Below are 24,556 nucleotides of genomic sequence, written 5' to 3'. Positions count from 1 at the left end.
TTAGAAAATTGGCATGGGCAAAAAGAGGTAACAGTCATGATTGAATTACTTAAACGTGTTCCACTGTTTGCGGATATGACCGACGATCAGCTTAATATCGTCTTTTCTATCACGTCACGCCATGAATTTGCCGCGCAAACTGTACTATTTAAGCAAGGCGATCCTGGAAACACCTTTTATATTATCATTCGCGGTTCTGTGAAAGTGTTTACCTCCAACAAGGAAGGGCAACAGAAGATACTGGACGTATTTCAAGCAGGTGACTGCTTCGGCGAGCTTGCGCTCATCGACGGCAAGCCACGATCCGCTACGGCGGAATCGCTAGAGGAAACGGTGCTATTAACCGTCACCAATGAAAGCTTCCATCTTCTGCTGCGGGCACATTATGATATCGCGAAAAAAGTTATGGTTCAGTTATGCAGTCGATTGCGTGCAACGAACGTAGATGTGTATGACCTAACGTTCCTTGATCCGTCTGCACGTATCGTTAAGAACATTGTAAGGAATGCGCAGCTTCATGGTAGACGAGTCGGCGACAAAATTGTTATTTGCTCTGAGTTCGATCGTAATTCGATGTCAGGCCTTGCAGGCGTTGATCTGCTCGTCCTTGACGAGGTGTTACGTGAATTAGAGCACCAACGTATCCTAACATTAGGACGTAAAGAGTATACACTTGACGTGACAAAGCTGTATCAAAGCAGTTATGTAGGATAGGAAAGCTCCGCACTCATCCACAGGTCGATCAGGAACAAAGGCAATCCGGTATGCGGAATGTCCTGTTCTTGATCGGCCTGTTTTACGTCCCTCGTTCTAGGTTTAACCGTTATGTGCGCTACTCATTTAATGATTTATTCCTGTAACCATTTGGCCATATCTTTGGCAAAGTACGTAATTATAAGGTCCGCACCTGCACGTTTCATACCAAGCAGCATCTCGCTTACGATTGCTCGCTCATCAATCCAGCCTTGGAGGGCAGCAGCTTTTACCATCGAATATTCTCCGCTCACATTGTAAGCTACAATTGGAAGGTCGAATTGGTTGCGCAACGTACGAATGATGTCCATATATGCAAGTGCCGGCTTGACCATAAGCATATCGGCTCCTTCGACTACATCCGCTTCTGCTTCACGTAATGCCTCGCGTGCATTGGCCGGGTCCATCTGATATGTCTTGCGATCTCCAAATTGAGGAGTCGAATGTGCCGCTTCTCGAAACGGACCATAAAATGCCGACGCATATTTCACAGAATACGACATAATCGGTACGTCTGTGTATCCCGCCTCATCCAGTCCTAATCGAATCGCATGGACGAAACCGTCCATCATGTTGGACGGTGCGATGATGTCCGCTCCTGCCTCTGCTTGGGATACGGCCGTTTTCACTAAATACGTAAGCGATGCGTCGTTGTCAACCTCTCCCACTGTGCGACCATTCACCTCATGGACGTGCACCATTCCGCAGTGTCCATGATCGGTAAATTGACATAGGCATGTGTCCGCTACAATGACTAGATCCGGATATTTTGCTTTAATTTGGCGGGTCGCTTGTTGCACAATACCGTTAGAATCATATGCTGAACTGCCCGTAGCATCTTTTGACGCTGGGACACCAAACAAGACGATTCCCGGAACGCCAAGGCGAACAATCTCATCGATTTCAACATTAAGCATGTCCAGTGAAAAATGATAAATACCTGGCATTGAGCTGATTTCTTCTTTAATTTGTACACCATGTGTAACAAAAATGGGCATGAGCAGGTCATCTGTTGTCAATATCGTTTCACGCACCATACTGCGAATTCCTGCTGTCTTACGCAAACGTCTTAATCTTGTTGTCGGATAAGCCATTATCAATGTCCTCCTTAGCCCTTTAGTCAGGCATACTCTCTCATTTCTCGGCGCTGCAATTCCACCACATGCATGATGCTCTCCATCACACCGTTCATCGTCGCTTCCTTTGCTACCGCCGCTACTTTTAATCCGGCACTGCGCGCCGTATTTGCTGTAATTTCACCAATACATACGATGACAGTCTGGTTCAAAAGTTCTACCGCATTGTCTACCCCAGACTGCTGGAGTAATGCGAGCAAATTATGAACCGTAGATGAACTGGTGAGCGGTACAATTTGGATCGCACCTTCTTGCAGCAGTTCCACCATATGTGGATCGTTGTTGTCGGGAAGGATCGTTTCGTAAATGTCAAGCTCTTCTACTTGCATCTGTGCGCTACGCATCATGTCGCCTAGCCAAGGACGCGCAAGATCTCCTCTCGCCAGAAGCACCTGTTGTCCAGGCTTAACTTCCTGCTCCAGTATAGACCATACACCTTCTTGACTGAACTGTTCCGCAACTCGATCAGGAATAATCCCATACTCCTGCATAGCCTGCGCCGTCTTGGGCCCGACAGCCACCATACGCGCCCCAGCTATACGGCGTACATCTGTCTTCGTCCGCTTCATGTGCTCCATCCAGTATTGGACGCCGTTTGCACTTGTAAGCACGATCCAATCATAGGTTGGCAGCTTCCCCATCACATGAGCAATCCGTTCCAATTCGCGCTTGTCACGTGGCATACGAACCTCTATAACCGGATATTCGTATGGCTCGCCGCCAAGATCCTCAATCGCACGCACAAACGTTTCCGATTGGGTACGCGCACGTGTAATCAACACACGCTGACCGAACAGCGGTCGCATTTCTGCCCATTGCAGCAGCTCACGTTCAAGTACAACATCACCAACCACAATTACAGCAGGTGAACTAAAGCCTGTTCGTGCGACTTCATCTGCAATGGTGGACAAGGTCCCCACTAGGGTTTGCTGCTCTGCGCGTGTCCCCCATCGCACGATTGCGACCGGCGTTTCCGGTGAACGACCGTGCCGAACTAACTGTTCGGCAATAACACGAATTCGCCCAACTCCCATAAGAAACAACAACGTGCCTGTTGCCTGCGCAAGCTTCTCCCAGTCCACACGTTCTTCCAGTCGTTCGGGTATCTCATGTCCGGTAATTACACTAAAGGAGGACGCCCGTTCCCGATGGGTCACAGGTATTCCTGCATAAGCAGGGACCGCTATGGCAGAAGTTACACCTGGTACAATCTCAAAAGGGACGCCATGCTGCTTCAATAGCGCTGCTTCTTCACCGACACGCCCGAATACACAAGGGTCGCCACCTTTAAGACGGATTACACGCTTACCTTCCAATGCCAAATCAACGAGCAGTTGATTAATCTGTTCTTGTCTCATTGCATGACGATCAGGAAGCTTCCCAACATATATTTTGACTGCACCTGGTTTCGCCATCTGGATGAGGCGCGGGCCGGCAAGTCGGTCATAAACAATTACGTCTGCTGTTTGCAAATAACGCAGGCCCTTGACGGTTATCAATCCAGCATCCCCAGGCCCAGCTCCAACCAAATATACAATCCCAACCGTGCTTGTTTCTAAGCTTTCTTGCATGACACCGCGATCGCTTCCCTCCATAAACATCAACCCCTCAATGGACCAAGTAGTTGTTCTGCACCCTGACTCAACAATTGTTCTGCTACCTCATTGCCCAATTTTTCCGGGTGATCTCCCTCTTTAACTACTTTAAGAATAGTGCTGCCATCCGGAGAACCAACCATACCCGTAAGTGTTAGTTGCCCAGTCAACTCATGCTGAACAGCATACGCACCGATTGGAATTTGACAGCCACCGTTCATCCGACCTAAAAATGCCCGTTCCGCCTGCACAGCGCGCGACGTATCTGCATGATGATAATGTTCAAGCAGTTGCAGCAGCTGTTCGTCATGCTCGCGACATTCTATGGCAAGCGCGCCTTGGCCCACTGCTGGCAGGCTAATGTCTACTGGAACATATGATGTAATCTTATCTCCCCAATCCATCCGGAAGAGCCCTGCTGCAGCAAGCACGATTGCATCAAAACCTTCTGTTTGAAGCTTCTTCAGTCTTGTATCAATATTACCTCGAAGCGGTTCGATAAGGAGATCTTTTCGGTAAGCTTGAAGCTGTGAAGATCGACGTAAGCTGCTTGTGCCTACCTTCGCTCCTTGTGGCAAATCATCAATAGACGAGCCGCTGTTCATAATTAGACAGTCGCGCGGATCAACCCGCTTCGGAATCGCACCGATACAAAGACCTTCTGGCAGCTCCCACGGCATGTCCTTCATACTATGTACTGCCATATCAATTTCGTTGTCAATAAGCGCCTGCTCGATTTCTTTGACAAACAGTCCTTTGCCGCCGACCTTGGACAACGTCACATCCAGAATCCGATCGCCCTTGGTTACAATTTTATGTGTCTCAAATACGAACGGCAGATCATGTTCACGACAAATCGCCTCCAACGCCGCGATTACTTGCCCTGTTTGTGTTAGTGCTAGTGCACTTTGACGTGTACCTACACGAATCTTTCTCATTCTGCTTCCTCCCTGCTTAACGCCGCTCTTGTGTAATGTTGTTCCAACCACTCACTCCATACAGGAAAAGGAGCCTTACGCTCCCAAGATTGCCAGCAGGCATCTCCATATTGACGGAGCAGCTCATGTCTAGCTGGCAAATCTATTCTGCACTGCTGCACATTGATTCGCGCAGCATAAAGATGCTCTGCCAGTAGTCCAAGACGCTCATCAATTATGCGATCCACCTTGTCCACAATATGACGCGTCAACGTAGGGCTTGCTCCGCCTGTAGATACATTAATTTGCACAGGCCCGTATCGCAAAACACCCGGATTCGTAAAATCTGACAGCTCCGGCGCATGTGCTACGTTAACCATAACCCGTTCTTGCTTGGCATCTACCGCGATCATCACGTTCACCTCGTGATCATCCGTCGCCGCAAATATAAGAAAGGCATCTTTCACATCAGCAGTTACATAGCCTCGTTCCTCAACTGAAATCATGCCTTCTTGCACGAAGCGCCAAAGCGTCCGTGTCAGCGTCGGACTGACTACGGTCACTTCGGCGCCACTTTCGAGCAGCTGCTTCACTTTTCGCGTTGCGACTTGACCGCCGCCTACCACAACGCAGCGCTTATGCTTCACATTCAGCATAATAGCATACTGCGGGTAATCCTCCATCGCTGCAACAGCCTCTTGCAACTGCTCATTCATCACATTATGCTCCCATCCAACGGTGGAATGTCGATACAGCGTTAAGACCATAATTAAGCAGCATCACCGCATAACAGATCATATTAAAACATACAATCTGTAATCCTGTCAGTGATCCGCCTCGTCGCTTAAGCAAATATATACCGTACAAAACGAGAACGGCGATTGTAAACCAGACTTTAAAATCTAGCAGCAACTCCATCCGATTCCCAAGCAGCACCGCAACAACAGCAACAGAAAGAGATAATAAAAATAACGGCATGCCAATGGAACATGCAATAAAGGAAGATCTCTCCATTCGCTCCAAACTTGGGAGGCGACGCACCGCATCCGACCATTTCTTGGATTTCAGCCGCTGATGCAAAAAGGCATACATCGCTGCGTAAATCGCACTAACCGTAAGCGCCGCAAATCCACATGCGGCAAGGGCAATATGGAAGGTGAGAACGTTCCTCATCATTTCCCATTCTTTCATCCCAGATGGCGCGGTTGGATCATTTAACATATTTACAATTAATAAGGCAAAGCCAATTAAATTCACAAAAAAGACGATAAACTCAATATGAAAAAATCGACTGATCACTAACGAAGTTGTTACTAATATCCAAGAAAACAAAAACATAAACTCAAAACTGCTAAACATCGGCACATCCTGATGCCGCAGAACACGTACAAGTAAAAAGACCGTCTGCAACACCCATACAAAAATAAGAAGCCCTGTGCCCATCCGCTTCGCTCTCCGATTCACACCTACAACATCAGAGAAATAAAACAGAAGGCTCAGGGCATATGTGTAAATAATCGCATCGTAGGTCCAACTACTGGTTACCATGTGCGCCTGTCGCCTCCCGTCATACGTCTATTACCATGTGACGGCAGCCCATGATAAGGCAGGCTTTACCGGCTCCGGCTCATCTGCCGTGTCACGTACTGGATGCGCTGCGCTCAACTTGGACGGCTGCTCATGACTGCCGTTTGTCGCTGCTCGCTCCTCTTCTAAGGCGAATAGCTCTGAGAAATAATGCAGCGCCTCGTCACCATTTTTGTTAGCGGCAAGCTCTTTAATCTGGAGAATCGGGTCATGCATCATCTGATTCAGCATACTCTTCGTGAGTCGGCGGATGATGACCGCTTCTTTCTCCGACAAGTCAGGGAGCTTATTAAACATACTGTCTAACGTGTCCTGGTGAATACGCTCCGCCTTGGACTGAAGCGCCCGAATAAGCGGGGTAACCCCTAACATATTCAACCACTGGTGATACTGCTTGATCTCATGGGCTACCATATGCTCAATCTTGAGTGCTTCCTTGTTCCGTTGCGCCAGATTACTCTGCACAATCCCCTCAAGATCGTCGATGTCATACAGGAACACACTCGATAAATCTGCAATGGCAGGGTCAAGATCACGTGGAACCGCAATATCAATTAAAAATAGTGGGCGGGAACGACGTCGCTTCATGACATGCTCAACATCTTTCCCCGTTAATACATACGAAGGAGATCCCGTCGAGCTGATCACGATATCCGCCTCCGTCAAAAGCGTGTCCAAATTGTCCAACGTGCAGGCCCGTCCTTTAAATTGACGTGCCAATTCTTCTGCGCGCGCCAACGTACGATTCGCAACCATTACCTCGGCAGCACCATTCGAATACAAATGCTTCACCGTCAACTCGCTCATCTTGCCTGCGCCAAGTATAAGCACCTTCTTGCCTTGAAACGAACCAAATATTCGTTTGCCAAGTTCAACGGCCGCGTAACTGACAGACACTGCATTGTCGTTAATGTTAGTCTCCGCATGCGCCCGCTTCGCTAAAGTGACTGCTTGCTTAAACAAATGGTTAAAACAAGTGCCGGTAGTCCCTTGCTTTTGTGCAAATAAAAAGGATTGCCGCACTTGACCTAATATTTGAGTTTCGCCGACCACCATAGAATCTAGCCCTGATGTGACACGGAATAGATGCTCTACTGCCTGATCGTCTTCATAAATGTATAAATAAGGAGTGAACTGCTGTCTAGGTATGTCGTACCACTGCTCCATGAATCCCCGGATAAAATGTCCGCACATATGAAGCCTATCAACTACTACATACATTTCAGTTCGGTTACAAGTAGACACGATGACACATTCAAGCACACTCTTTATACGTCTCAGCTGTTGAATCGCATCGGTCCACTGCTCTTCAGGAATAGCAAATTTCTCCCGAATTTCGACAGGCGCCGTACGATAGTTCATGCCGACGACTACAACATGCATGGATGCTCACCTGCTTTGCACATATTTAGAACATTATCGAGATAATAATCGTTATCATTATAGCACAGTTCGACAACTTAACATCCGTTAAATTTGAATAAACCATGAAAATCATTCCAGTCAGCTGATCTATATTGTCTCACTTTACCAAGGTCCTTATACACCTGTTGATAAGGGTTACAAGGTAGATCCCCATCTATTTTAACCGCATCAAGCAGCCTTTCGCAACAAAGTTCATGCAACTATGTACAAGCTTGCACTGGAATACACAAACCTTAGTGTGTCTGACCCAAAATACTGTTCAGAGGCTCATTTTGCACCCGGCACCAGTAATTTCAGCATATGTTGGAGCTGTTTTTCTACAAGTACTAATTCTTCCACTTTTGAAGTGATCAACTGACCATTCCCATTCATAATACCCTCATATTTTTGACAAATTTGCGCCACTAGACCTGCTGCTTCCGCTGCCACTTTTTGTTCTGCTTCACTTAGTGGCTTATCCCCGCTAATTTGTGCAATCGTTACATATTCCTCTATTTGCTGGAGCGCAGGCAGCTCAGGCAGCCTATTTGCTCCTACAGCTTGTATAAGACGCTTGTGGGCAAAGGAAGCGGCATAAGCGTTTATCTTCCAGTCATTCCAATCCGCACTTGTTGACGCCTTGCTAGCCCGCTGTGTCGCACCTTCCAACATCCGCATATTCAAGTTAACGACTTCGTATAAAGATCGTTCTACATTGCTAGGCAGCTCCCGATCAAACAATACGTAGCATAACTGTGTTAGAACCCACACTGTCAAGATAAGCACTAGTCCAGCCATCAACACACGGCGTGGCCTCTTCACCTTGCTCCGCATAACACTCCTGTCTCCTTTCCGAACAGATCATACTAGGCTTATAAATGTACCCGACTAAACGGCATCGGATATGCTTATTTTCTAATATGTATGCGCCAGACAGGCTGAGCAGGATAGAAAATGTTGGCTTATATATGACAAGTGTTAAAGCGCATACTTGAGAATACAAAAAGACCCGCCAATAATGGCGGGCCTTTCTGTATTACATGTTCCTATGATACGTTCTACGTATCGGTAACACTGACAAATGAAATTATACGAGCTCAGAAACTTTGATTTCAGGCGTTACAACTTCCATCTCACCGATTCCGCGAACTAATTTTTTAGCATAAGTCTTCTCTGGTTTCAGTACGGAGACCAGGTAGTCAATCGCCAGCTGCGGGTCAACTGTTTCTCCACATGTGTAACAATCAATTGCAGCAAATCCACGTTCAGGATAAGTGTGGATAGAAAGATGACTTTCCGACAACAACACAAGTACTGTTGCTCCTTGAGGCTCAAATTGCTTGGCTTGAACAGATAGTACTGTCGCACCACATGCTTCAGCAGCGTCCACCAGTTGTGCTTGGAGGTATTCAGCATTGTTCAGTAAGTCAAAGTCGACTCCCCACGTATCAACAGCAACGTGTCTTCCGAAAGTTGAGTATTCCATCTTTCGGTTCCCCCTTCCTAGGAATAAAATGTTTGAAAAAAATTTCATCCGCTAGGACCTACGTCATTCACTTCCCGAGGGAAAAATCTCTCGCAACATACAATGTCCTGAGTGAATCCTGGTTCCTATATTGTTTTCAACGAGATTAAAAATAACATCTTACAGCAATTATTGCAACCTTTTTTTTAAATGTTACACTAGTCATTTGTTCCGAACATTCGGAACCCATCATCAACATATGGTTCGGAAGCTTGTTCTGTTCATCACTTTTTGCAAACAGCTTGTTCCAGTTTGTTCGAGAAATAAACCCCGCAGCCCTTACTGTACATATAAAAGAAGAAGACGGCCTCAGATGAGACCGCCTTCCTAACATTTACAAATCAAGCTTCCAGTACAAATAGCTGATGAACCAATTCATTTAGTTGTTGATCAATATGAGTGATGTCCATATCCGTCATGGCGCGGTTGCGCGCATCAAGCAGACGATTAATCCGACGTTGAATATATGAAATTTCTTGTTCTACCGTATCCTGCTTATACAATTGTTGCAGTTCACGTACGGTATCTTTATGCTCGTAGATTGTTCGGAATTGGTCGTCTTTGTACTCCTCGATCTTCCGAACCGCACCTTCTACATAATAATAAGTCATTGTAAATCCTGCAAAAATACGGTTGACCACGGCTTCTCCGCGGAATGTCGCCACAAGTTTATGCATCACTTGAGTTAACTTCGGATGCACCAAGCGGCAAGACGTTACACAGACATACCGATTGCCTTGCTTCTCGAACAGGAAAGTAACCTCATCGCCCTGATCGTCCTCAAGAACCACCTCTTGATTACCGTTCTCCAATACTTTCACATGCCAGACTAATGACTGTCCGACCAAAGATTGTATAAATCGGGACAACTGAGTTTCTGTCAACTGCATACGGGCCTTCACATACTCTGTGGCTAACCGCCTAGCCATAAATATCTCCTCAATTCTTTAAACCTTCTGTTACTTATCATTATTATACTACATCATAAGCAACAATTCCTGTCGTTGAGGTCGCATATAGCCTTAGATTTCTTAAAAAAACGGAAGAATTTCGAATCCACACGTAAAATTCGTATTGTTTCTTGCATTCAAGCGAATCCTTAACGTATTTACATGCAATTAATCGAATTCATTTACATACGCTCGTCCGCAGTCGACTTCTGGGACAACTGTGCATCTACAGCCTTCGCTTCGTCTATGTTGCCAATTTCGTCTATTGCAGCTGGCGTCTCTACAGTATACTTGTTAATAATTTCCCACAATTCTTCACGCCCCGCACCCGTTTCCGCAGAGAACATAATAAGTGGGGCATCAGGTCGCATGCCTAGCGTAACTCGAACCTGCTTTAAGTGTTTCTGCCATTGGCTTTTTGGCAGCTTGTCAGCTTTAGTCGCAATAATACATAACGGGATATTATAATGTGTTAACCAGTCATACATAAGGACATCATCTTTGGTTGGCGGATGACGAAGATCTATCACTTGCAGAACCAGCTTAAGCGGTTCGCGTTCCTGGATGTAGGCTTCGATCATTTTACCCCACGCCTCACGCTGTGTCTTGGATACTTTGGCAAAGCCATACCCTGGAACATCCACGAAATATACATTGTTATTAATCCGATAATAATTTAATTGTTGTGTCTTGCCAGGCTGTGAACTGGTACGGGCCAAGTTGCGTCGTTGAATCAGCTTGTTAATTAGCGACGACTTGCCAACGTTAGACCGTCCTGCCAATGCTACCTCTGGCAGCCCATCCTCTGGATATTGCGCAGGGCCAACTGCGCTTATAATAAATTCAGCCGCTGTAATTTTCATCGTTGTACCACCTTCCTTCGTGTATCACTTAGAAACTTACACGGAGTCATTTTTAAATGTAAATATTAAGAAATCGTATTTTACCACTGCAACCTCCAACGGGAGCAGACTGAATCGCCACACTCAACCAAAACAACAGCGGGCGCACCACCGCGCCCGCTGAAAGGTCACCTAACACATAATACCATCACATCAACCAAACCGACTACTCCACAACGATCGCATGCTGTAGTACCTCATCCAGATGCTGCACAGGGACAAACGTTAATTCAGACCGCACACTTTCCGGTATTTCCTGTAAATCACGTTCATTATCATGTGGAAACAACACCTTGCGAATGCCCGCTCGGTGCGCAGCCAAAGACTTCTCCTTAAGACCGCCGATCGGCAAAACACGCCCACGCAGCGTAATCTCCCCTGTCATGGCAACATCTTTAGAGACGTATGCCTTCGTCAGAGCGGATACAAGCGCTGTCGCCATCGCAATGCCAGCTGACGGACCATCCTTCGGAATCGCGCCTTCCGGTACGTGAATATGGATGTCTACCTTCTCGTGGAAATTAGGTTCCAGCTTCAGCTGCTCAGCCTTGGAGCGTACATAGCTGAATGCGGCTTGTGCTGATTCCTTCATCACATCACCAAGCTTGCCCGTCAGCAGCAGCTTGCCGCTCCCCGGGACAACCATCACTTCAATTGTCAGTGTGTCACCGCCAACCTCAGTCCAAGCCAGTCCTGTCACCATACCAATCTGGTCGTGCTGCTCTGTCTGTCCATACCGATATCGCGGAATGCCCAAATAGGTCTCCAATTGCTCTGACGGAATGGTTACAACCTCCGCCTTCTCCGAGACGATTTGCTTAGCTGCCTTTCTGCACAAAGCAGCTAATCGTTGTTCCAACTGGCGCACGCCAGCTTCACGTGTATACAAACGAATCGTTCTCGTTATAACCTCTTCCCCAAGAACGAGCTGTTCTTCCCCCAGCCCATGATCGCGTTTCTGCTTCGGTAGCAAATGACGCTTGGCAATTTCCAGCTTCTCAAGTTCCGTATAACCGGATAACGAAATTAACTCCATCCGATCGAGGAGCGGGCGAGGGATGTTATGTACCGCATTCGCTGTTGTAACAAACATCACTTTAGATAAGTCCACAGGCAGTTCAATAAAATGATCACTAAACGTGTTGTTCTGTTCTGGATCAAGCACTTCCAACATCGCCGATGACGGATCACCGCGGAAATCGGAAGCCATCTTGTCAATCTCGTCCAACAGCATGACTGGATTCATCGTACCTGCTGTCTTCAACGCCTGAACGAAACGCCCTGGCATTGCCCCTACATAAGTTCTACGATGTCCCCGAATTTCCGCTTCATCACGTACTCCGCCTAGTGAGATACGAACAAATTGACGTTCCAGCGACTTCGCAATGGAGCGAGCCAACGAAGTCTTACCGACCCCTGGCGGACCGACCAGACACAAAATCGGACCCTTCATCTGCTTCACTAGCTGCTGAACTGCAAGATACTCCAGTACACGTTCTTTCGGTTTTTCTAACCCGTAGTGATCGGCCTCAAGTATTTGCTCCGCCTTATCTAGGTCCAGATCATCCTCCGACACATTCGACCACGGCACATGGAAGAGCCAATCGATGTAATTCCGAATAACCGAACCTTCCGCGGAAGTAGATGGCATCTTCTCCAGACGATCGATTTCCTTCGTAATCTTCTCTTTGACTTTATCAGGCGCTTCCAGTTCACCTAATTGCTGCCGTAGTTCCTCAATCTCACCAGCGCGGCCTTCTTTATCTCCAAGCTCTTTCTGGATCGCTTTCATCTGTTCACGCAAATAATATTCTTTCTGGGTCTTCTCGATCTGCTTCTTCACAGACTGATTGATCTTGCGCTCCAGTTCAAGAACTTCACTTTCGTTATTCAACATATCTAGCAGTTGAATAAGTCTATCTTTAACGTCAGCTGTCTCCAAAATCTGCTGCTTATCTTTCATCTTGAGCGGAAGGTGACTAGCTACAACATCTGTAAAACGTCCAGGCTCATCAATATCTGAAACGGCCGCAAGCGTCTCAGGCGTCACCTTCTTAGAAAGGTTGACATAACTTTCAAACTGAGACAGCACCGTCCTCATTAACGCTTCAATTTCTGGAGTCAGTTCGGTCTGCTCCTCGATGAGTTGAACCTGAACTTCGTAATACTCATCATTAGGCACATACTCCACAATTTTGGCACGGGACACACCCTCCACCAATACTCGGATCGTATTATTGGGCAGTCTCAGCATTTGACGAACTTTAGCCATTGTACCGATCTGATAAATATCATCTTTCGTCGGTTCTTCAATACTACCCTCCGACTGCGAGCTCAGCAGCAAGATCTGATCTTCCAACATTGCTTGTTCGAGCGCTTTTACCGATTTGTCCCGCCCGACATCCAGATGCAGAACCATGCTTGGATAGACAAGCAGACCCCTTAGCGGTAATAGAGGCAGCTTGCGTCCCTTTGCTAGTTTAAGCCCCATGATTATGGCACCCCCAAGGTTCTCCTGTTAAATGTGTAACTATCATTTTATCAAATTGCGCCACAAAACACCAACCGGCAGCAGCCAATTTAATAAAGAGTTCAAATCATAATTACTCTGCATGGCTCGTTTCTGTCCCTTCGGCATGGAGCAACGGAACCGATGATACAGCATTACGCTCAAATAATTTCGGTACTTGCGGCAAATCCTCACGCATTTGACTGCCGAATGTATGCTGAAGCACTTCTTCAATATGGTCGACTGGAATCACTTGCAGCCCGTTCAAATTAGAGAAAATCTCCTGCCAATTTTCCTTAGGTACAATGACTCTCGTAACACCCGCCTGAAACGCTGCTTCCACCTTAGCAAGCACGCCACCGACTGGCTTCACACGGCCATGAACACCAATCTCCCCTGTCATAGCCAACTTGTGATCGACAGGCCATTGATTAATAGCCGACGCAATGGCTACCGCCATCGCAATCCCTGCCGACGGTCCGTCCACTGGCGAGCCTCCAGGAAAATTAATATGCAAATCGTAATTAGACGTTTCATAGCCGCAGCCCCTCAGCACAGTAAGCACATTTTCAATTGACCCTTTCGCCATACTTTTGCGACGAAGTGTGCGGCTGCCGCCTCCTAGCTCTTCTTCATCAACTACACCAGTAATCGTATACTTCCCTTGACCATTTTTCATCCGGATCGCGGATACTTCTATTTCTAATAACGCCCCCATATTTGGACCATAAACGGCTAAACCATTCACGAGGCCAACTTGTGGATCGCTTCCAATCTTTCGCTCAGGCCGAGGTGCGATCTGTGAACTGTTTACGACCCATTCCACATCAGCTGCTTCTATACTTGTGCGGCCTTCCGATAAAGCAAGCCCCACCGCTAACTGGACGATATTAACTGCCTCTCGCCCATTGGTTGCATACTTTTTAAGTACATGCACCGCCTCGGACGAGGGAGGAAAGCCGATTTTTTTAACTGCATTCTCAGCAATCGTTTCGATTTCCTCAGGTAACAAAGGCCGAAAAAAGATTTCCATGCAGCGCGAACGAAGCGCAGGCGAGATTTCCTGGGGCGAACGAGTAGTTGCACCTACCAGACGAAAATCTGCCGGGAGTCCGTTCTGAAATATATCATGTATATAGGTAGGAATATGCGTATCCTCCGAATTGTAATACGCACTTTCTAAATATACTTTTCGATCCTCTAAAACCTTCAGCAGTTTATTCATCTGTATAGGATGCAACTCGCCAATTTCATCAATAAACAACATCCCGCCATGTGCCTTTGTTACGGCTCCCGGCTTCGGTTGCGGTATTCCGGCTACACCCATCGCTCCAGCACCTTGATAGATAGGATCATGCACAGAACCAATTAACGGATCGGCAATGCCGCGTTCATCAAATCGAGCCGTCGTCGCATCAATTTCGGTAAATTTGGATTCTTGATTAAAAGGTGAGGACGGATTTTTTTTCGCTTCTTCCAGCACAACACGTGCAGCAGCAGTCTTTCCAACGCCAGGTGGTCCATATACGATGATATGCTGTGGATTAGCACTGCACAATGCAGCTTTCATCGCACGCAGCCCGTCTCGTTGACCAACGATATCATTCATCGTTGAGGGTCGGGTCTTCTCCGCAAGCGGCTTTGTCAGTGAGATAGAGCGCATTTTACGTAGTTTATCCATTTCTTTACGCGACTCTCTGTCTACTGCTGATCGGTTTGTTTTCTGGCTCCGCAACAGATTCCAGAAATATACACCAATAACAATTGCAAAAAAGGCATTAATTAACATCAATATTAAACTTAAATTCATTGATCTCATCCTCCCGTGACGCCTACAGCACCTGATCAAGGCGCAAAAAAAGTCCGGCAAAGTGTAATACTTGGTAGTATTGCCCTTTGCCGGACTCCTTATAAGTTACTTTTCAAGAGAGAACAGATAAAATTATAGGTTAATCAAGATTCAGACGGACGACGTTCCCAGCATTCTACATGCTTAAGACCTGGTATTGTGTCCGCATAAAATTGAGGCTCTTTACCTTCCTTACGTTGCTTGGAATAGTCTCTAAGTGCCGCAACTGCAATCTTACCTAGAATAAAAATAACAATCAGGTTAATAAACGCCATAAGCCCCATAAACATGTCTGCCATATCCCATACAAGAGTAATTTTAGCGACAGAACCGAACAGAACCATCAATACAACACCAATACGATAAGCGAACATCCAGCCTTTACTTTTCGTAATAAACTCAATGTTGCTTTGACCGTAATAATAATTTCCAATCAATGAGCTAAAAGCAAACAGAAATATAGCAAAACCGATAAAGTAATGCGCCCAACCCCCAATTTCCGCTGCAAGTGCATGCTGCGTCAGTTGAATCCCATTAAGATCGCCTGACGTAGAAATACCAGAGAACAAAATAATAAACGCTGTAGAGCTGCACACTAACAAGGTATCTACAAATACGCCAAACGATTGAATTAACCCTTGTTTTACAGGGTGACTCACCGCTGCCGTAGCCGCCGCATTCGGCGCACTACCCATACCGGCCTCATTTGAGAACAAGCCCCGTTTAATGCCGTTCATAATTGCCGCTCCGATACCACCTGCAACCGCCTCTTCGAATCCGAATGCATTTCGGATAATAGAGCTAAACACTTCAGGAATTCGGTCAAAATTAAGCATAATTACAAACAAAGCGATTCCAATGTAGCCTAGTGCCATAATTGGCACGATGACCGCAGATACCTTAGCAATTCGATGCACGCCACCAAATATGGTAAGTACAACTAATACGGCCAATGTCGCCCCCATCGCCCACGGGCTGAAGCCAAACAAATCACCAAAAGCCGCACTCACAGTGTTAGCCTGAACGGAGTTAAATACAAAACCGAAGCTAAAGGTGATGAGTATAGCAAAAATAATACCGAGCCAACGCGCATTAAGCGCCTTTTCCATATAATAAGCAGGACCGCCGCGGAATGCGTTTCCGTCCCGCACTTTATAGATTTGAGCCAATGTAGATTCCACAAAAGCCGATGCGGACCCAATAATTGCGATGACCCACATCCAAAATACAGCTCCTGGTCCTCCTAAAGAGATCGCAATGGCAACCCCTGCCAGATTCCCCGTTCCTACACGGGAGGCTGTACTCATCGCAAAAGCTTGGAATGAAGATACGCCCGTTTTCCCTTTGTCTTTATCTGATTCGGTTTCACGCTCACGACCTGTAATAAGCCGGAATGTTTCTCCGATAGCTGATAGTTGCACAAATCTAGTTCGGATTGAGAACATCAATCCAACCACGATAAGAATAAAAATCAACATCAAGTACCAATACTCATTAAAGATAGCTACCCATTCTTGTAAACGATCAAACATGAATCGCACCCTTCCTTCTCGATGTAAACTAATTCCCCTAGGTGTTATGTCATGTTTCTTAACACACAACATTTTAAGATTGTAACTTATCAAGCTGTAAATAGCAAAAAAAATGTGCATCCTTTTTCATCATGATAACTTTGAGTGCTTATAAATTATTTTAATCACTATGAAATATATGGATAATGACAAGCGTTCGGTAGATGTAAGCGCATTTATAACACAATTAATGGATAATTTTCTTTATTTTATACCCAATTCCCGTTAATAACTGTAAGGTAATGTTACATCATTGCTCCTCATAAAAAAAACCTCCACATCAAGCTTTCGCAAGATTTGGAGGTCTCCTATCGATAATAGCGAGTCGAATAACAATCCATTCACCGAGAAAATGAGCTAACGCACATCCCCGTGAATCAGTTAGTGTTTACGACCAGGAATTTCACCTGTTCGTTCGTATTCTGCTACAATATGATCAATTTCTTTCTTTAGTTCATTTAGCAACTCAGCTTCTGGCACTTTACGAATCATAACACCATATCGGAACAACAATCCCTCGCCACGAGCCCCTGCAATCCCGATATCAGCCTCACGAGCCTCGCCTGGACCGTTAACTGCACACCCCAGAACAGATACTTTTATAGGGACCTTGATCTTGGAAATGTATTCTTCTACTTCATTAGCTATTGAGAACAAATCAATATCAAGACGCCCGCATGTCGGGCATGACACTAGTGTAGCTGCATTTGAAATAAGCCCGAAACACTTTAACAATTCACGAGCCACTTTCACTTCTTCCACTGGATCTGCACTTAGGCTGATACGAACAGTGGAGCCAATGCCAAGCGACAACAGCGCACCAAGTCCTGCCGAGCTCTTGATTGTACCCGAAAATAGCGTTCCCGCCTCCGTTATACCGAGATGTAACGGATATGGAATAACTTCAGCTGCTTTCGTATAAGCTGCAATGGCCATTGGTACATCTGAAGCTTTGAGCGACACTATAATATCATGGAAATCAAGCTCTTCCAATATTCCTATATGATATAATGCACTCTCCACCATCGCTTCTGGAGTCGGGTAGCCGTACTTCTCCAACAAATGATTCTCCAAAGAACCTGCATTTACGCCGATCCGAATCGGAATTCCACGCTCTTTACAAGCTCTCACGACAGCTTCCACTTTCTCTCGCCGCCCGATGTTGCCTGGATTTATGCGAACTTTATCAATTCCGTTCTCAATCGCCTTAAGCGCTAAGCGATAATCAAAGTGAATATCCGCTACAAGCGGGATATGAATCCGCTTCTTAATTTCTTTGATGGCCTCAGCAGCTTCCTGATTGTTAACTGTAACACGTACTAGCTGACAACCCGCTTCCTCCAGCCGTAGAATCTCAGCTACCGTTGCCTCGACGTCTGCCGTCTTGGTGGTACACATGCTCTGGATAAGCACTTCATTATTGCCGCCTATCGTCAAGTTTCCTACTTGTACAGGTCTAGTTTGTTGGCGCAAATACATGTTCATTCTCTCCCATACGGATTAACGCCGGAAAAGCGCCCTTAGGCGCTTTCCTCTTTCTTATTCTCCGGCGTTAGTTCCGGAATGATTCGTTCACGAACAACCTGCTCTGTAATGAGGCAAGTTGTTATATCTTCTCTGGACGGAACTTCGTACATCACGTCCAGCATGATGCCCTCAATGATCGCACGTAGTCCGCGCGCTCCTGTGTTACGCTTGATCGCTTCGCGGGCGATCGCTTCGAGCGCACCACCCTCGAATTCAAGCTTTACATTGTCCATCTCTAGCAGCTTCTGATACTGCTTTGTTAATGCATTCTTCGGCTCGCTCAAAATACGTACGAGTGTATCCTCGTCAAGCGGCTCCAATGTTGAGATGACAGGCAAGCGACCTACGAACTCTGGAATCAAGCCAAACTTCAGCAAATCTTCCGGTAACGTCATCGTCAAATACTCGCCAGCCTTCAAATCCTTCTGAACGCCATCAGCGTTAAAGCCGATAATCTTCTTCCCAACACGACGCTTGATAATTTGCTCCAAGCCGTCAAATGCCCCACCACAAATAAACAAAATGTTAGTTGTGTCAATCTGAATAAACTCTTGATGCGGGTGCTTACGTCCGCCTTGCGGAGGAACTGACGCAACCGTACCTTCAAGAATCTTCAACAGTGCCTGTTGAACACCTTCACCGGAAACATCACGTGTGATGGACGGATTCTCAGACTTGCGAGCCACTTTATCAATCTCATCGATATAGATAATGCCACGTTCTGCCTTCTCTACATCGTAGTCTGCTGCTTGAATTAATTTCAGCAAAATATTCTCTACGTCTTCGCCTACGTAACCAGCTTCCGTAAGGGAAGTTGCATCCGCTATAGCAAAAGGAACGTTTAATATCTTCGCCATCGTCTGGGCAAGCAAAGTCTTACCTGATCCAGTTGGACCTACAAGCAAAATATTACTCTTCTGCAATTCAACGTCTTCTATCTTGCTTTGTGAGTTGATACGCTTGTAGTGGTTATAGACAGCTACAGAAAGAGATTTCTTTGCTTGCTCCTGTCCAATGACATACTGGTCCAAGATAGAACGGATCTCCTTCGGCTTCGGAATATCCTTCAGATCCACTTCTTCTTCGTGTCCAAGTTCTTCTTCAACGATCTCGCTGCACAGTTCAACACATTCATCACAAATATATACACCAGGTCCCGCGACTAACTTGCGGACTTGTTCTTGGGATTTCCCACAGAAGGAGCACTTTAACTGACCCTTCTCTTCGTTAAATTTGAACACGCTATTCCCTCCTTACTTCATCATCGAGTGGCCTGGCTGAAGAACAGCATCAACGATACCATATTCTTTCGCATCCTCTGCACTCATGAAGTTATCACGATCTGTATCACGCTCAATCTTCTCCATCGGCTGCCCCGTGCGATCCACGTAAATTTGGTTAAGCTTCTGTCTGGTCTTAATAATCCAATCTGCGTGAATCTTAATATCAGACGCTTGACCACGTACGCCACCAAGAGGCTGATGAATCATGATCTCACTGTTAGGCAGGGCAAAGCGCTTGTTAGGTGCTCCAGCAGTTAGAAGCAAAGAACCCATGCTCGCTGCCAAACCTACGCATATTGTGGATACATCCGGCTTAATGTGCTGCATCGTATCCAAAATTGCCATCCCGGCTGTAACGGAACCACCAGGTGAATTGATGTATAAGAAGATATCCTTCTCTGGATCATCCGCTGCCAAAAACAACAATTGGGCGATGATGCTATTCGCGACATCATCGTCAATAGCGCTGCCAAGGAAAATAATGCGGTCTTTCAGCAACCGAGAATAAATATCGTAAGAGCGTTCGCCGCGATTCGTCTGCTCGATGACCATAGGTACTAAGTTCATGGTACCGACCTCTTTTCTTTATCTAGCTTCACAAACCTATACAATTTCATTTTACCATGTTACGGACGCAATGTCATATTCACACCGTTATCTCAGTGTATGATGCTTGCATATCCATTTAGTCACGCAACTCCGACAACAATAAAATATCAATCACTTACTTCATATGTACCCCTAATAAGGGTGACTGGAACGGTTAACCTGTGAACGTTATGTATTGGTGTTGATGACCAAAGCGGAGCAGCACTATTACCTATGTATACTTCATATGTAGTGAAATGTTTCTGGATGGAAAAAATAAGGCACGCAATATATATTGACGTGCCTTATCTTGTTGGACTGTGGTCTTAAGCCACAGCCGATATGCGATTAATTATTTTCTGCAATAAACTTGATTGTTTTGCGAAGAAGTGCTTCTTCACGCAGGTTGTCAAGCGAACCGTTCTTCTCCAAGATCGTACGGATCTCTTCAGCGGAACGTTGGTAAGCTTGTCCCATATTTTCAAGTTCTTGTGACAACTCTTCTTCCGTGATGGACAAGCCCTCTTCTTTAGCGATTTGCTCCAAAACAAGGTTGTTCTTCACACGCTTGTTAGCTTCTTGCTGCATTTGCTCACGAAGATCTGCAATTGTTTGACCAGACAATGTCAAGAACATGTCAATGTTCATACCTTGCGAACGCAAGCGGTTGTCAAGGTCCTTAACCATATGTTGAATTTCCGTTTCGATCATCGCATGCGGAATTTCTACTTCTGCATTTTCAGAAACTTTCTCTACTACTGCCGCTTCACGAGCTGCTTCTGCTTCACGCTCTTTGCGAGTTTGAAGTTGAGTCTTCAAATCTGCTTTGAACTCGTCAAGCGTGTCAAATTCACTTGCATCCTTAGCAAATTCATCATCCAATACTGGAAGCTGTTTGCGCTTGATTTCATGAACTTTAACTTTAAATGTAGCTGCCTTACCAGCCAAGTGCTCAGCATGGTAATGCTCAGGGAATGTGACTTCAACATCCTTAAAGTCGCCTGTGCCCAAGCCAACCAATTGATCTTCAAAGCCTGGAATAAAGGAATTTGAACCAAGCTCCAAGCTATAACGCTCACCTGTGCCGCCTTCAAATGGTTCGCCATCCACGAAACCTTCAAAGTCGATCACAGCTGTATCGCCGTTCTTAGCTGTATCTTCGTCAACGATGATTAGCTCAGCATGACGTTGTTGAAGACGCTCCAGCTCTGCGTTCAAGTCTTCTTCCGTTACTTCAGCGCTTGCAGCTTCCACTTTAAGGCCTTTGTACTCGCCAAGCTTCACTTCAGGCTTCACTGTAACTTTAGCTTTGAACTTGAACGTTTGGCCTTTGCCAAACTGCTCTACGTCCACTTCCGGTTGGTCAACCGGTTGCACGTTAGCTTCTTTAACCGCTTCGGAGTATACTTCAGGGAGCAAAATATCAATCGCGTCTTGGTACAAGCTTTCCACACCATATTTTGCTTCGAAAATTTGGCGAGGCACTTTTCCTTTACGGAAACCAGGCACGTTTGCGCGCTTCTGAACTTTCTTGAACGCTAGATCAAGAGCGTTCTTAACGCGATCCTCATTGACCTCTACTTCCAATACTCCAACGTTCTTCTCTATTTTTTCCCAAGTTGCTTTCATTTTATGCCTTCCCCTCCAAAAAGTTCACATGGCTAGAGTGGTACCCTTGCACGTTCGAAATAACCATTATATTATATCTGACTATAAATAGTTTTTCAAGGCAAGCTCTCTACCATAATGTGCACGTTTCCAACGGTCTGTAGTGTCCGTTTATTCGTCTTAATTACCATCTTAACCGCTTCGCAATGAATTAGCTAGTGCCCGCAGCGCTTGTTCATAGGGGATACGTTGATCAGTGGAGATGTTATAGATCCGTTTCACCTCTGTTTCCTCTTCTTCCAGATGCAGTAAACCGGCCACTATGCGGTGCAGCGCAGCCGCCCAAACTTGACAGTCATGCTCATTGCTGTCCCGCAGTCGATCATATAACGTAGTACCGTAAATAGCTTTAAGAAATTGCTGCCACATCTCCTGAGAGAAATAAGCAAGCGAGGGCTCTCTCACCGCCGAAGCCTCGCGTACCTTTTCCGCTGGAATTTGTAGCACATAGGGAAATGATGCATAGTCCATCGGCGTATGCTCAATATCCACTACAATCTGTTCGTTGCCATGAAAATAAGTAACCGCTCCCGTCGTTCCACGCCTGTTCAGCGTCTGCAACAAGCCAAATTGGATAAGAGCGTGAAGCTTTTCTGTCTCCAGCATATAAATAAGCTCATCATTTAATGACTCATCGTCTACTACCGCAAGCTGCTCCAACACTAGCCATTTGCGCTCGTCCAACTGCTCATCACGCAACGTTTGCAGCAGCTTTTCTATGTATTGATTGTCTAATCGCAGCTTATCACGCATTTGCGTCTTTAGCACTTCTTGCTCCGTTTCCGGTTCTTCGTCCATCTCATCTGATCGTAAAGTATCTCTATGTATGTGTTGTTCCTCTATCTCTTCCAAATGCGGGAATGCTTGCAGCAACCATTCATAAAGTGCCGCCCACTCCATTCTGCTTCCTTCGTCCTCGCCATCACACTGTAGAAGAAAACGCAGTAATCCAACCGCCTCTGCATATCGCTCAGACTCCAACAGGCGCGTTAATTCCATTTGGTAATATTCATACGTCTTTGGAAATAAAATTACGTTATGTTTGCTTGCACCATTTAACTTTGACTCTGAAATAACCATCACCTACTTTCGTTATAGCCGTAAGTGTCAAACTGCGGAGTGCAGGCAGCGCCTGCCAAAATGTGCATGCCGAATTCGTATTGCATTATAACATAATCCGCATGCAGATGCTCAGGACACAAGGGTTAGCAGTAACTGTCACATTTTGAAAGTGACCAATTAAAATAAAGTTGTTGCACAGATGCTTCATTTTTGCTAAAATCATAAATGTTCTCAAAAAATGTCCCAGTAGCTCAGCTGGATAGAGCAACGGCCTTCTAAGCCGTCGGTCGGGGGTTCGAATCCCTCCTGGGACGCCATTAGATCTTTTATATCAACTTTAATAATTAATGTTACGCCTCAATCCCCTTGATACATAAGGGTTTGGGGCGTTTTTTATTATTTTAAGTTGTATGTGAGAATACAGATGAAAAACATAGGTTGTACATTTTTTCTACACATCTTCTACAACCATTTTTTATTTTACGCCTGTTCTATACCTGTTTATTCAATTTGTTTCTGTGCAAGCAGACTCCGTAACTTTTTAGTGCCAGAGATTAGCTCCAAAAACTGGTTAATTAATTCTTTACTATGCGGGTCTCTCCTATTATGTCATATAATATTTCTAATTTCTAATTTAGAAAGGTTCGAGTACGTGTGTATTCCTCAAGCTGGTGCTTACTCAGGGATTGGATTGCCCGCAAGGTCTCACGCAAGCTATGTGCCCGCTGGCTCAGGATACCATCAGTATTTTATTCAGCAACAACGTTAACTACTAATATAATGCCTCAAGATCCTTAACTTTAAAGGTCTCGAGGCATTTATTTATGATGCTGCTATTAAAAGGATTGTAATTCAATCAACTTAATTGTCATTTTTTTACAATAACTCTGCAACTCATTTTCATAGGATACCTGTAAATTTAATGTCTAATTGACTTCGATATAAGACCTTGCTGAGCTTGGCGAAAATGCTGTGCCAACCAGCCAAAGTTAAGGGGGGCCATTCATCTATAAAAACGGATTTCTTGTACGGATTGTCCGTTTGATGAGTAATGGAATTCGAGGAAAAGTCTAAACAAACGAGGATCAATCAACTGCGGTGATTTTTTCGAGGTCTGACAAAAGTAATCTTATGGTTGATGGTGTACGCTCGCCATCTATTGACTCAATAATCTTGAGCATACCGAGGATGTGCTCATGTGTCGTACTTTATTATCGTTACAATGAACAATTACTTGCTCTTCCCCACTAGAACAACTTTACGATTGAAATCTGAACATCATCAAATGATCGAGTGACGCCGGAGTTGTTGTGTAACGTCAAAATATTAGCGCCCGCACCGGTATTTACAATGGCAGTTCCTACCATTACCGGACTGAATGTGTTTCCATTTGAGCTGCCTCCCGCATTAGTTCCGCCTACAAACACTCCGTCTAATCGTAACACTAAATTCTGATCTCCTCCAGCAGGTGTATTCACGCCCACAGCGCGATAATTGACCAAATACTGCTGATTAGGAGCTAGTGTAATATCCGTCGAACCTGCAACGTGGGTAATTGCCGTTCCATTAATCACAACATTTGTAGCTAATGGAATAGCTGCCTGATTGGCAACAGCAGTAGTATTAGGCTGCGCAATAAACGCATTGTTTGCAGTAATGTTTGGACCAGTTGCTCCTGTTACCCCGGTGGCTCCTGTCGCACCTGCTGCTCCTGCCGGGCCTGTAGCTCC

19 protein-coding genes, 1 tRNA gene and 1 pseudogene are annotated in these 24,556 nt (G+C 45.6%); 2 read left to right on the top strand and 19 right to left on the bottom strand.

The window, feature by feature from the left end:
• Positions 1–36 precede the first annotated feature (36 nt).
• Entirely contained in the window at positions 37–714 is a 678-nt protein-coding gene (locus tag H509_RS0101790) for a Crp/Fnr family transcriptional regulator (protein ID WP_028543566.1), read from the top strand.
• A gap of 134 nt (positions 715–848) precedes the next feature.
• Here H509_RS0101790 and hemB read toward each other — a convergent pair whose 3' ends face one another.
• The 18 genes from hemB to H509_RS0101700 all read right to left on the bottom strand — a co-directional run bounded on the left by hemB (position 849) and on the right by H509_RS0101700 (position 22,844).
• The gene (gene hemB, locus H509_RS0101785) at positions 849–1,847 is read right to left on the bottom strand and encodes a porphobilinogen synthase (RefSeq protein ID WP_028543565.1); all 999 of its coding nucleotides are present in this window, start codon (positions 1,845–1,847) and stop codon (positions 849–851) included.
• Between the two features lie 26 nt (positions 1,848–1,873).
• The gene (gene cobA / locus H509_RS0101780) at positions 1,874–3,484 is read right to left on the bottom strand and encodes a uroporphyrinogen-III C-methyltransferase (RefSeq protein WP_245595965.1); all 1,611 of its coding nucleotides are present in this window, start codon (positions 3,482–3,484) and stop codon (positions 1,874–1,876) included.
• A 5-nt stretch (positions 3,485–3,489) separates the two neighbouring features.
• The gene (gene hemC / locus H509_RS0101775; RefSeq protein ID WP_028543563.1) at positions 3,490–4,422 is read right to left on the bottom strand and encodes a hydroxymethylbilane synthase; all 933 of its coding nucleotides are present in this window, start codon (positions 4,420–4,422) and stop codon (positions 3,490–3,492) included.
• Positions 4,419–5,117, bottom strand: coding sequence for a precorrin-2 dehydrogenase/sirohydrochlorin ferrochelatase family protein (locus H509_RS0101770; protein ID WP_245595964.1), 699 nt, complete (start codon positions 5,115–5,117; stop codon positions 4,419–4,421). Before H509_RS0101770 ends, hemC begins: the two co-directional genes overlap by 4 nt.
• A 4-nt stretch (positions 5,118–5,121) precedes the next feature.
• Entirely contained in the window at positions 5,122–5,949 is an 828-nt protein-coding gene (locus tag H509_RS0101765) for a cytochrome C assembly family protein (protein WP_028543561.1), read from the bottom strand.
• A gap of 30 nt (positions 5,950–5,979) precedes the next feature.
• Complete coding sequence (gene hemA, locus H509_RS0101760; protein WP_028543560.1) at positions 5,980–7,371, bottom strand: glutamyl-tRNA reductase; 1,392 nt, start codon at positions 7,369–7,371, stop codon at positions 5,980–5,982.
• A gap of 309 nt (positions 7,372–7,680) precedes the next feature.
• Positions 7,681–8,226 carry a hypothetical protein gene (locus H509_RS0101755; protein WP_028543559.1) on the bottom strand — a complete coding sequence of 182 codons (546 nt, stop codon included), beginning with the start codon at positions 8,224–8,226 and terminating at the stop codon, positions 7,681–7,683.
• A 253-nt stretch (positions 8,227–8,479) separates the two neighbouring features.
• Positions 8,480–8,878 carry an adenosylmethionine decarboxylase gene (gene speD, locus H509_RS0101750; RefSeq protein WP_028543558.1) on the bottom strand — a complete coding sequence of 133 codons (399 nt, stop codon included), beginning with the start codon at positions 8,876–8,878 and terminating at the stop codon, positions 8,480–8,482.
• A 380-nt stretch (positions 8,879–9,258) separates the two neighbouring features.
• Positions 9,259–9,846, bottom strand: coding sequence for a hypothetical protein (locus H509_RS0101745; protein WP_028543557.1), 588 nt, complete (start codon positions 9,844–9,846; stop codon positions 9,259–9,261).
• Positions 9,847–10,049: 203 nt separating this feature from the next.
• Positions 10,050–10,730 carry a ribosome biogenesis GTP-binding protein YihA/YsxC gene (gene yihA / locus H509_RS23960; RefSeq protein WP_051286757.1) on the bottom strand — a complete coding sequence of 227 codons (681 nt, stop codon included), beginning with the start codon at positions 10,728–10,730 and terminating at the stop codon, positions 10,050–10,052.
• 205 nt (positions 10,731–10,935) lie between these two features.
• Positions 10,936–13,260, bottom strand: a complete 2,325-nt coding sequence (lon, locus tag H509_RS0101735; protein WP_028543556.1) for an endopeptidase La — start codon at positions 13,258–13,260, stop codon at positions 10,936–10,938.
• A 112-nt stretch (positions 13,261–13,372) separates the two neighbouring features.
• A complete protein-coding gene (gene lonB, locus H509_RS0101730) occupies positions 13,373–15,088 on the bottom strand; it encodes an ATP-dependent protease LonB (RefSeq protein ID WP_028543555.1) in 1,716 nt (571 codons plus the stop codon).
• Positions 15,089–15,231: 143 nt separating this feature from the next.
• The gene (locus H509_RS0101725; protein ID WP_028543554.1) at positions 15,232–16,659 is read right to left on the bottom strand and encodes an alanine/glycine:cation symporter family protein; all 1,428 of its coding nucleotides are present in this window, start codon (positions 16,657–16,659) and stop codon (positions 15,232–15,234) included.
• 420 nt (positions 16,660–17,079) lie between these two features.
• The gene (ispG, locus tag H509_RS0101720; RefSeq protein ID WP_028543553.1) at positions 17,080–18,177 is read right to left on the bottom strand and encodes a flavodoxin-dependent (E)-4-hydroxy-3-methylbut-2-enyl-diphosphate synthase; all 1,098 of its coding nucleotides are present in this window, start codon (positions 18,175–18,177) and stop codon (positions 17,080–17,082) included.
• Positions 18,178–18,218: 41 nt separating this feature from the next.
• A complete protein-coding gene (clpX, locus tag H509_RS0101715; protein ID WP_028543552.1) occupies positions 18,219–19,466 on the bottom strand; it encodes an ATP-dependent protease ATP-binding subunit ClpX in 1,248 nt (415 codons plus the stop codon).
• Positions 19,467–19,478: 12 nt separating this feature from the next.
• On the bottom strand, positions 19,479–20,075 hold the full coding sequence (gene clpP, locus H509_RS0101710; protein WP_028543551.1) for an ATP-dependent Clp endopeptidase proteolytic subunit ClpP: 597 nt from the start codon (positions 20,073–20,075) through the stop codon (positions 19,479–19,481).
• Positions 20,076–20,444: 369 nt separating this feature from the next.
• Positions 20,445–21,725: a trigger factor gene (tig, locus tag H509_RS0101705; RefSeq protein ID WP_028543550.1), complete on the bottom strand. Its 1,281-nt coding sequence runs from the start codon at positions 21,723–21,725 to the stop codon at positions 20,445–20,447.
• 171 nt (positions 21,726–21,896) lie between these two features.
• Complete coding sequence (locus H509_RS0101700) at positions 21,897–22,844, bottom strand: hypothetical protein (protein ID WP_245595963.1); 948 nt, start codon at positions 22,842–22,844, stop codon at positions 21,897–21,899.
• 222 nt (positions 22,845–23,066) lie between these two features.
• Between H509_RS0101700 and H509_RS0101690 the strand changes: the two genes are divergently transcribed.
• A tRNA-Arg gene (locus tag H509_RS0101690) sits at positions 23,067–23,143 on the top strand.
• Between the two features lie 930 nt (positions 23,144–24,073).
• Here H509_RS0101690 and H509_RS27930 read toward each other — a convergent pair.
• A pseudogene (locus tag H509_RS27930) lies at positions 24,074–24,556 on the bottom strand (hypothetical protein); the annotation flags it as partial.

The sequence above is a fragment of the Paenibacillus taiwanensis DSM 18679 genome (assembly GCF_000425125.1).
GTDB classification, from domain to species: Bacteria; Bacillota; Bacilli; order Paenibacillales; family Paenibacillaceae; genus Paenibacillus_B; species Paenibacillus_B taiwanensis.
This window is presented reverse-complemented; position numbering and strand designations above follow the sequence as displayed.

Coding starts and splice junctions, on each gene's coding strand:
- hemB (WP_028543565.1), bottom strand. CDS start 1,847: ATGGCTTATCCGACAACAAGATTAAGACGTTTGCGTAAGACAGCAGGA.
- lon (WP_028543556.1), bottom strand. CDS start 13,260: ATGGGGCTTAAACTAGCAAAGGGACGCAAGCTGCCTCTATTACCGCTA.
- hemA (WP_028543560.1), bottom strand. CDS start 7,371: ATGCATGTTGTAGTCGTCGGCATGAACTATCGTACGGCGCCTGTCGAA.
- cobA (WP_245595965.1), bottom strand. CDS start 3,484: ATGGAGGGAAGCGATCGCGGTGTCATGCAAGAAAGCTTAGAAACAAGC.
- yihA (WP_051286757.1), bottom strand. CDS start 10,730: ATGAAAATTACAGCGGCTGAATTTATTATAAGCGCAGTTGGCCCTGCG.
- H509_RS0101745 (WP_028543557.1), bottom strand. CDS start 9,846: ATGGCTAGGCGGTTAGCCACAGAGTATGTGAAGGCCCGTATGCAGTTG.
- lonB (WP_028543555.1), bottom strand. CDS start 15,088: ATGAATTTAAGTTTAATATTGATGTTAATTAATGCCTTTTTTGCAATT.
- speD (WP_028543558.1), bottom strand. CDS start 8,878: ATGGAATACTCAACTTTCGGAAGACACGTTGCTGTTGATACGTGGGGA.
- clpP (WP_028543551.1), bottom strand. CDS start 20,075: ATGAACTTAGTACCTATGGTCATCGAGCAGACGAATCGCGGCGAACGC.
- H509_RS0101770 (WP_245595964.1), bottom strand. CDS start 5,117: ATGAATGAGCAGTTGCAAGAGGCTGTTGCAGCGATGGAGGATTACCCG.
- tig (WP_028543550.1), bottom strand. CDS start 21,725: ATGAAAGCAACTTGGGAAAAAATAGAGAAGAACGTTGGAGTATTGGAA.
- H509_RS0101755 (WP_028543559.1), bottom strand. CDS start 8,226: ATGCGGAGCAAGGTGAAGAGGCCACGCCGTGTGTTGATGGCTGGACTA.
- hemC (WP_028543563.1), bottom strand. CDS start 4,422: ATGAGAAAGATTCGTGTAGGTACACGTCAAAGTGCACTAGCACTAACA.
- H509_RS0101790 (WP_028543566.1), top strand. CDS start 37: ATGATTGAATTACTTAAACGTGTTCCACTGTTTGCGGATATGACCGAC.
- ispG (WP_028543553.1), bottom strand. CDS start 18,177: ATGTATTTGCGCCAACAAACTAGACCTGTACAAGTAGGAAACTTGACG.
- H509_RS0101725 (WP_028543554.1), bottom strand. CDS start 16,659: ATGTTTGATCGTTTACAAGAATGGGTAGCTATCTTTAATGAGTATTGG.
- H509_RS0101700 (WP_245595963.1), bottom strand. CDS start 22,844: ATGGTTATTTCAGAGTCAAAGTTAAATGGTGCAAGCAAACATAACGTA.
- H509_RS0101765 (WP_028543561.1), bottom strand. CDS start 5,949: ATGGTAACCAGTAGTTGGACCTACGATGCGATTATTTACACATATGCC.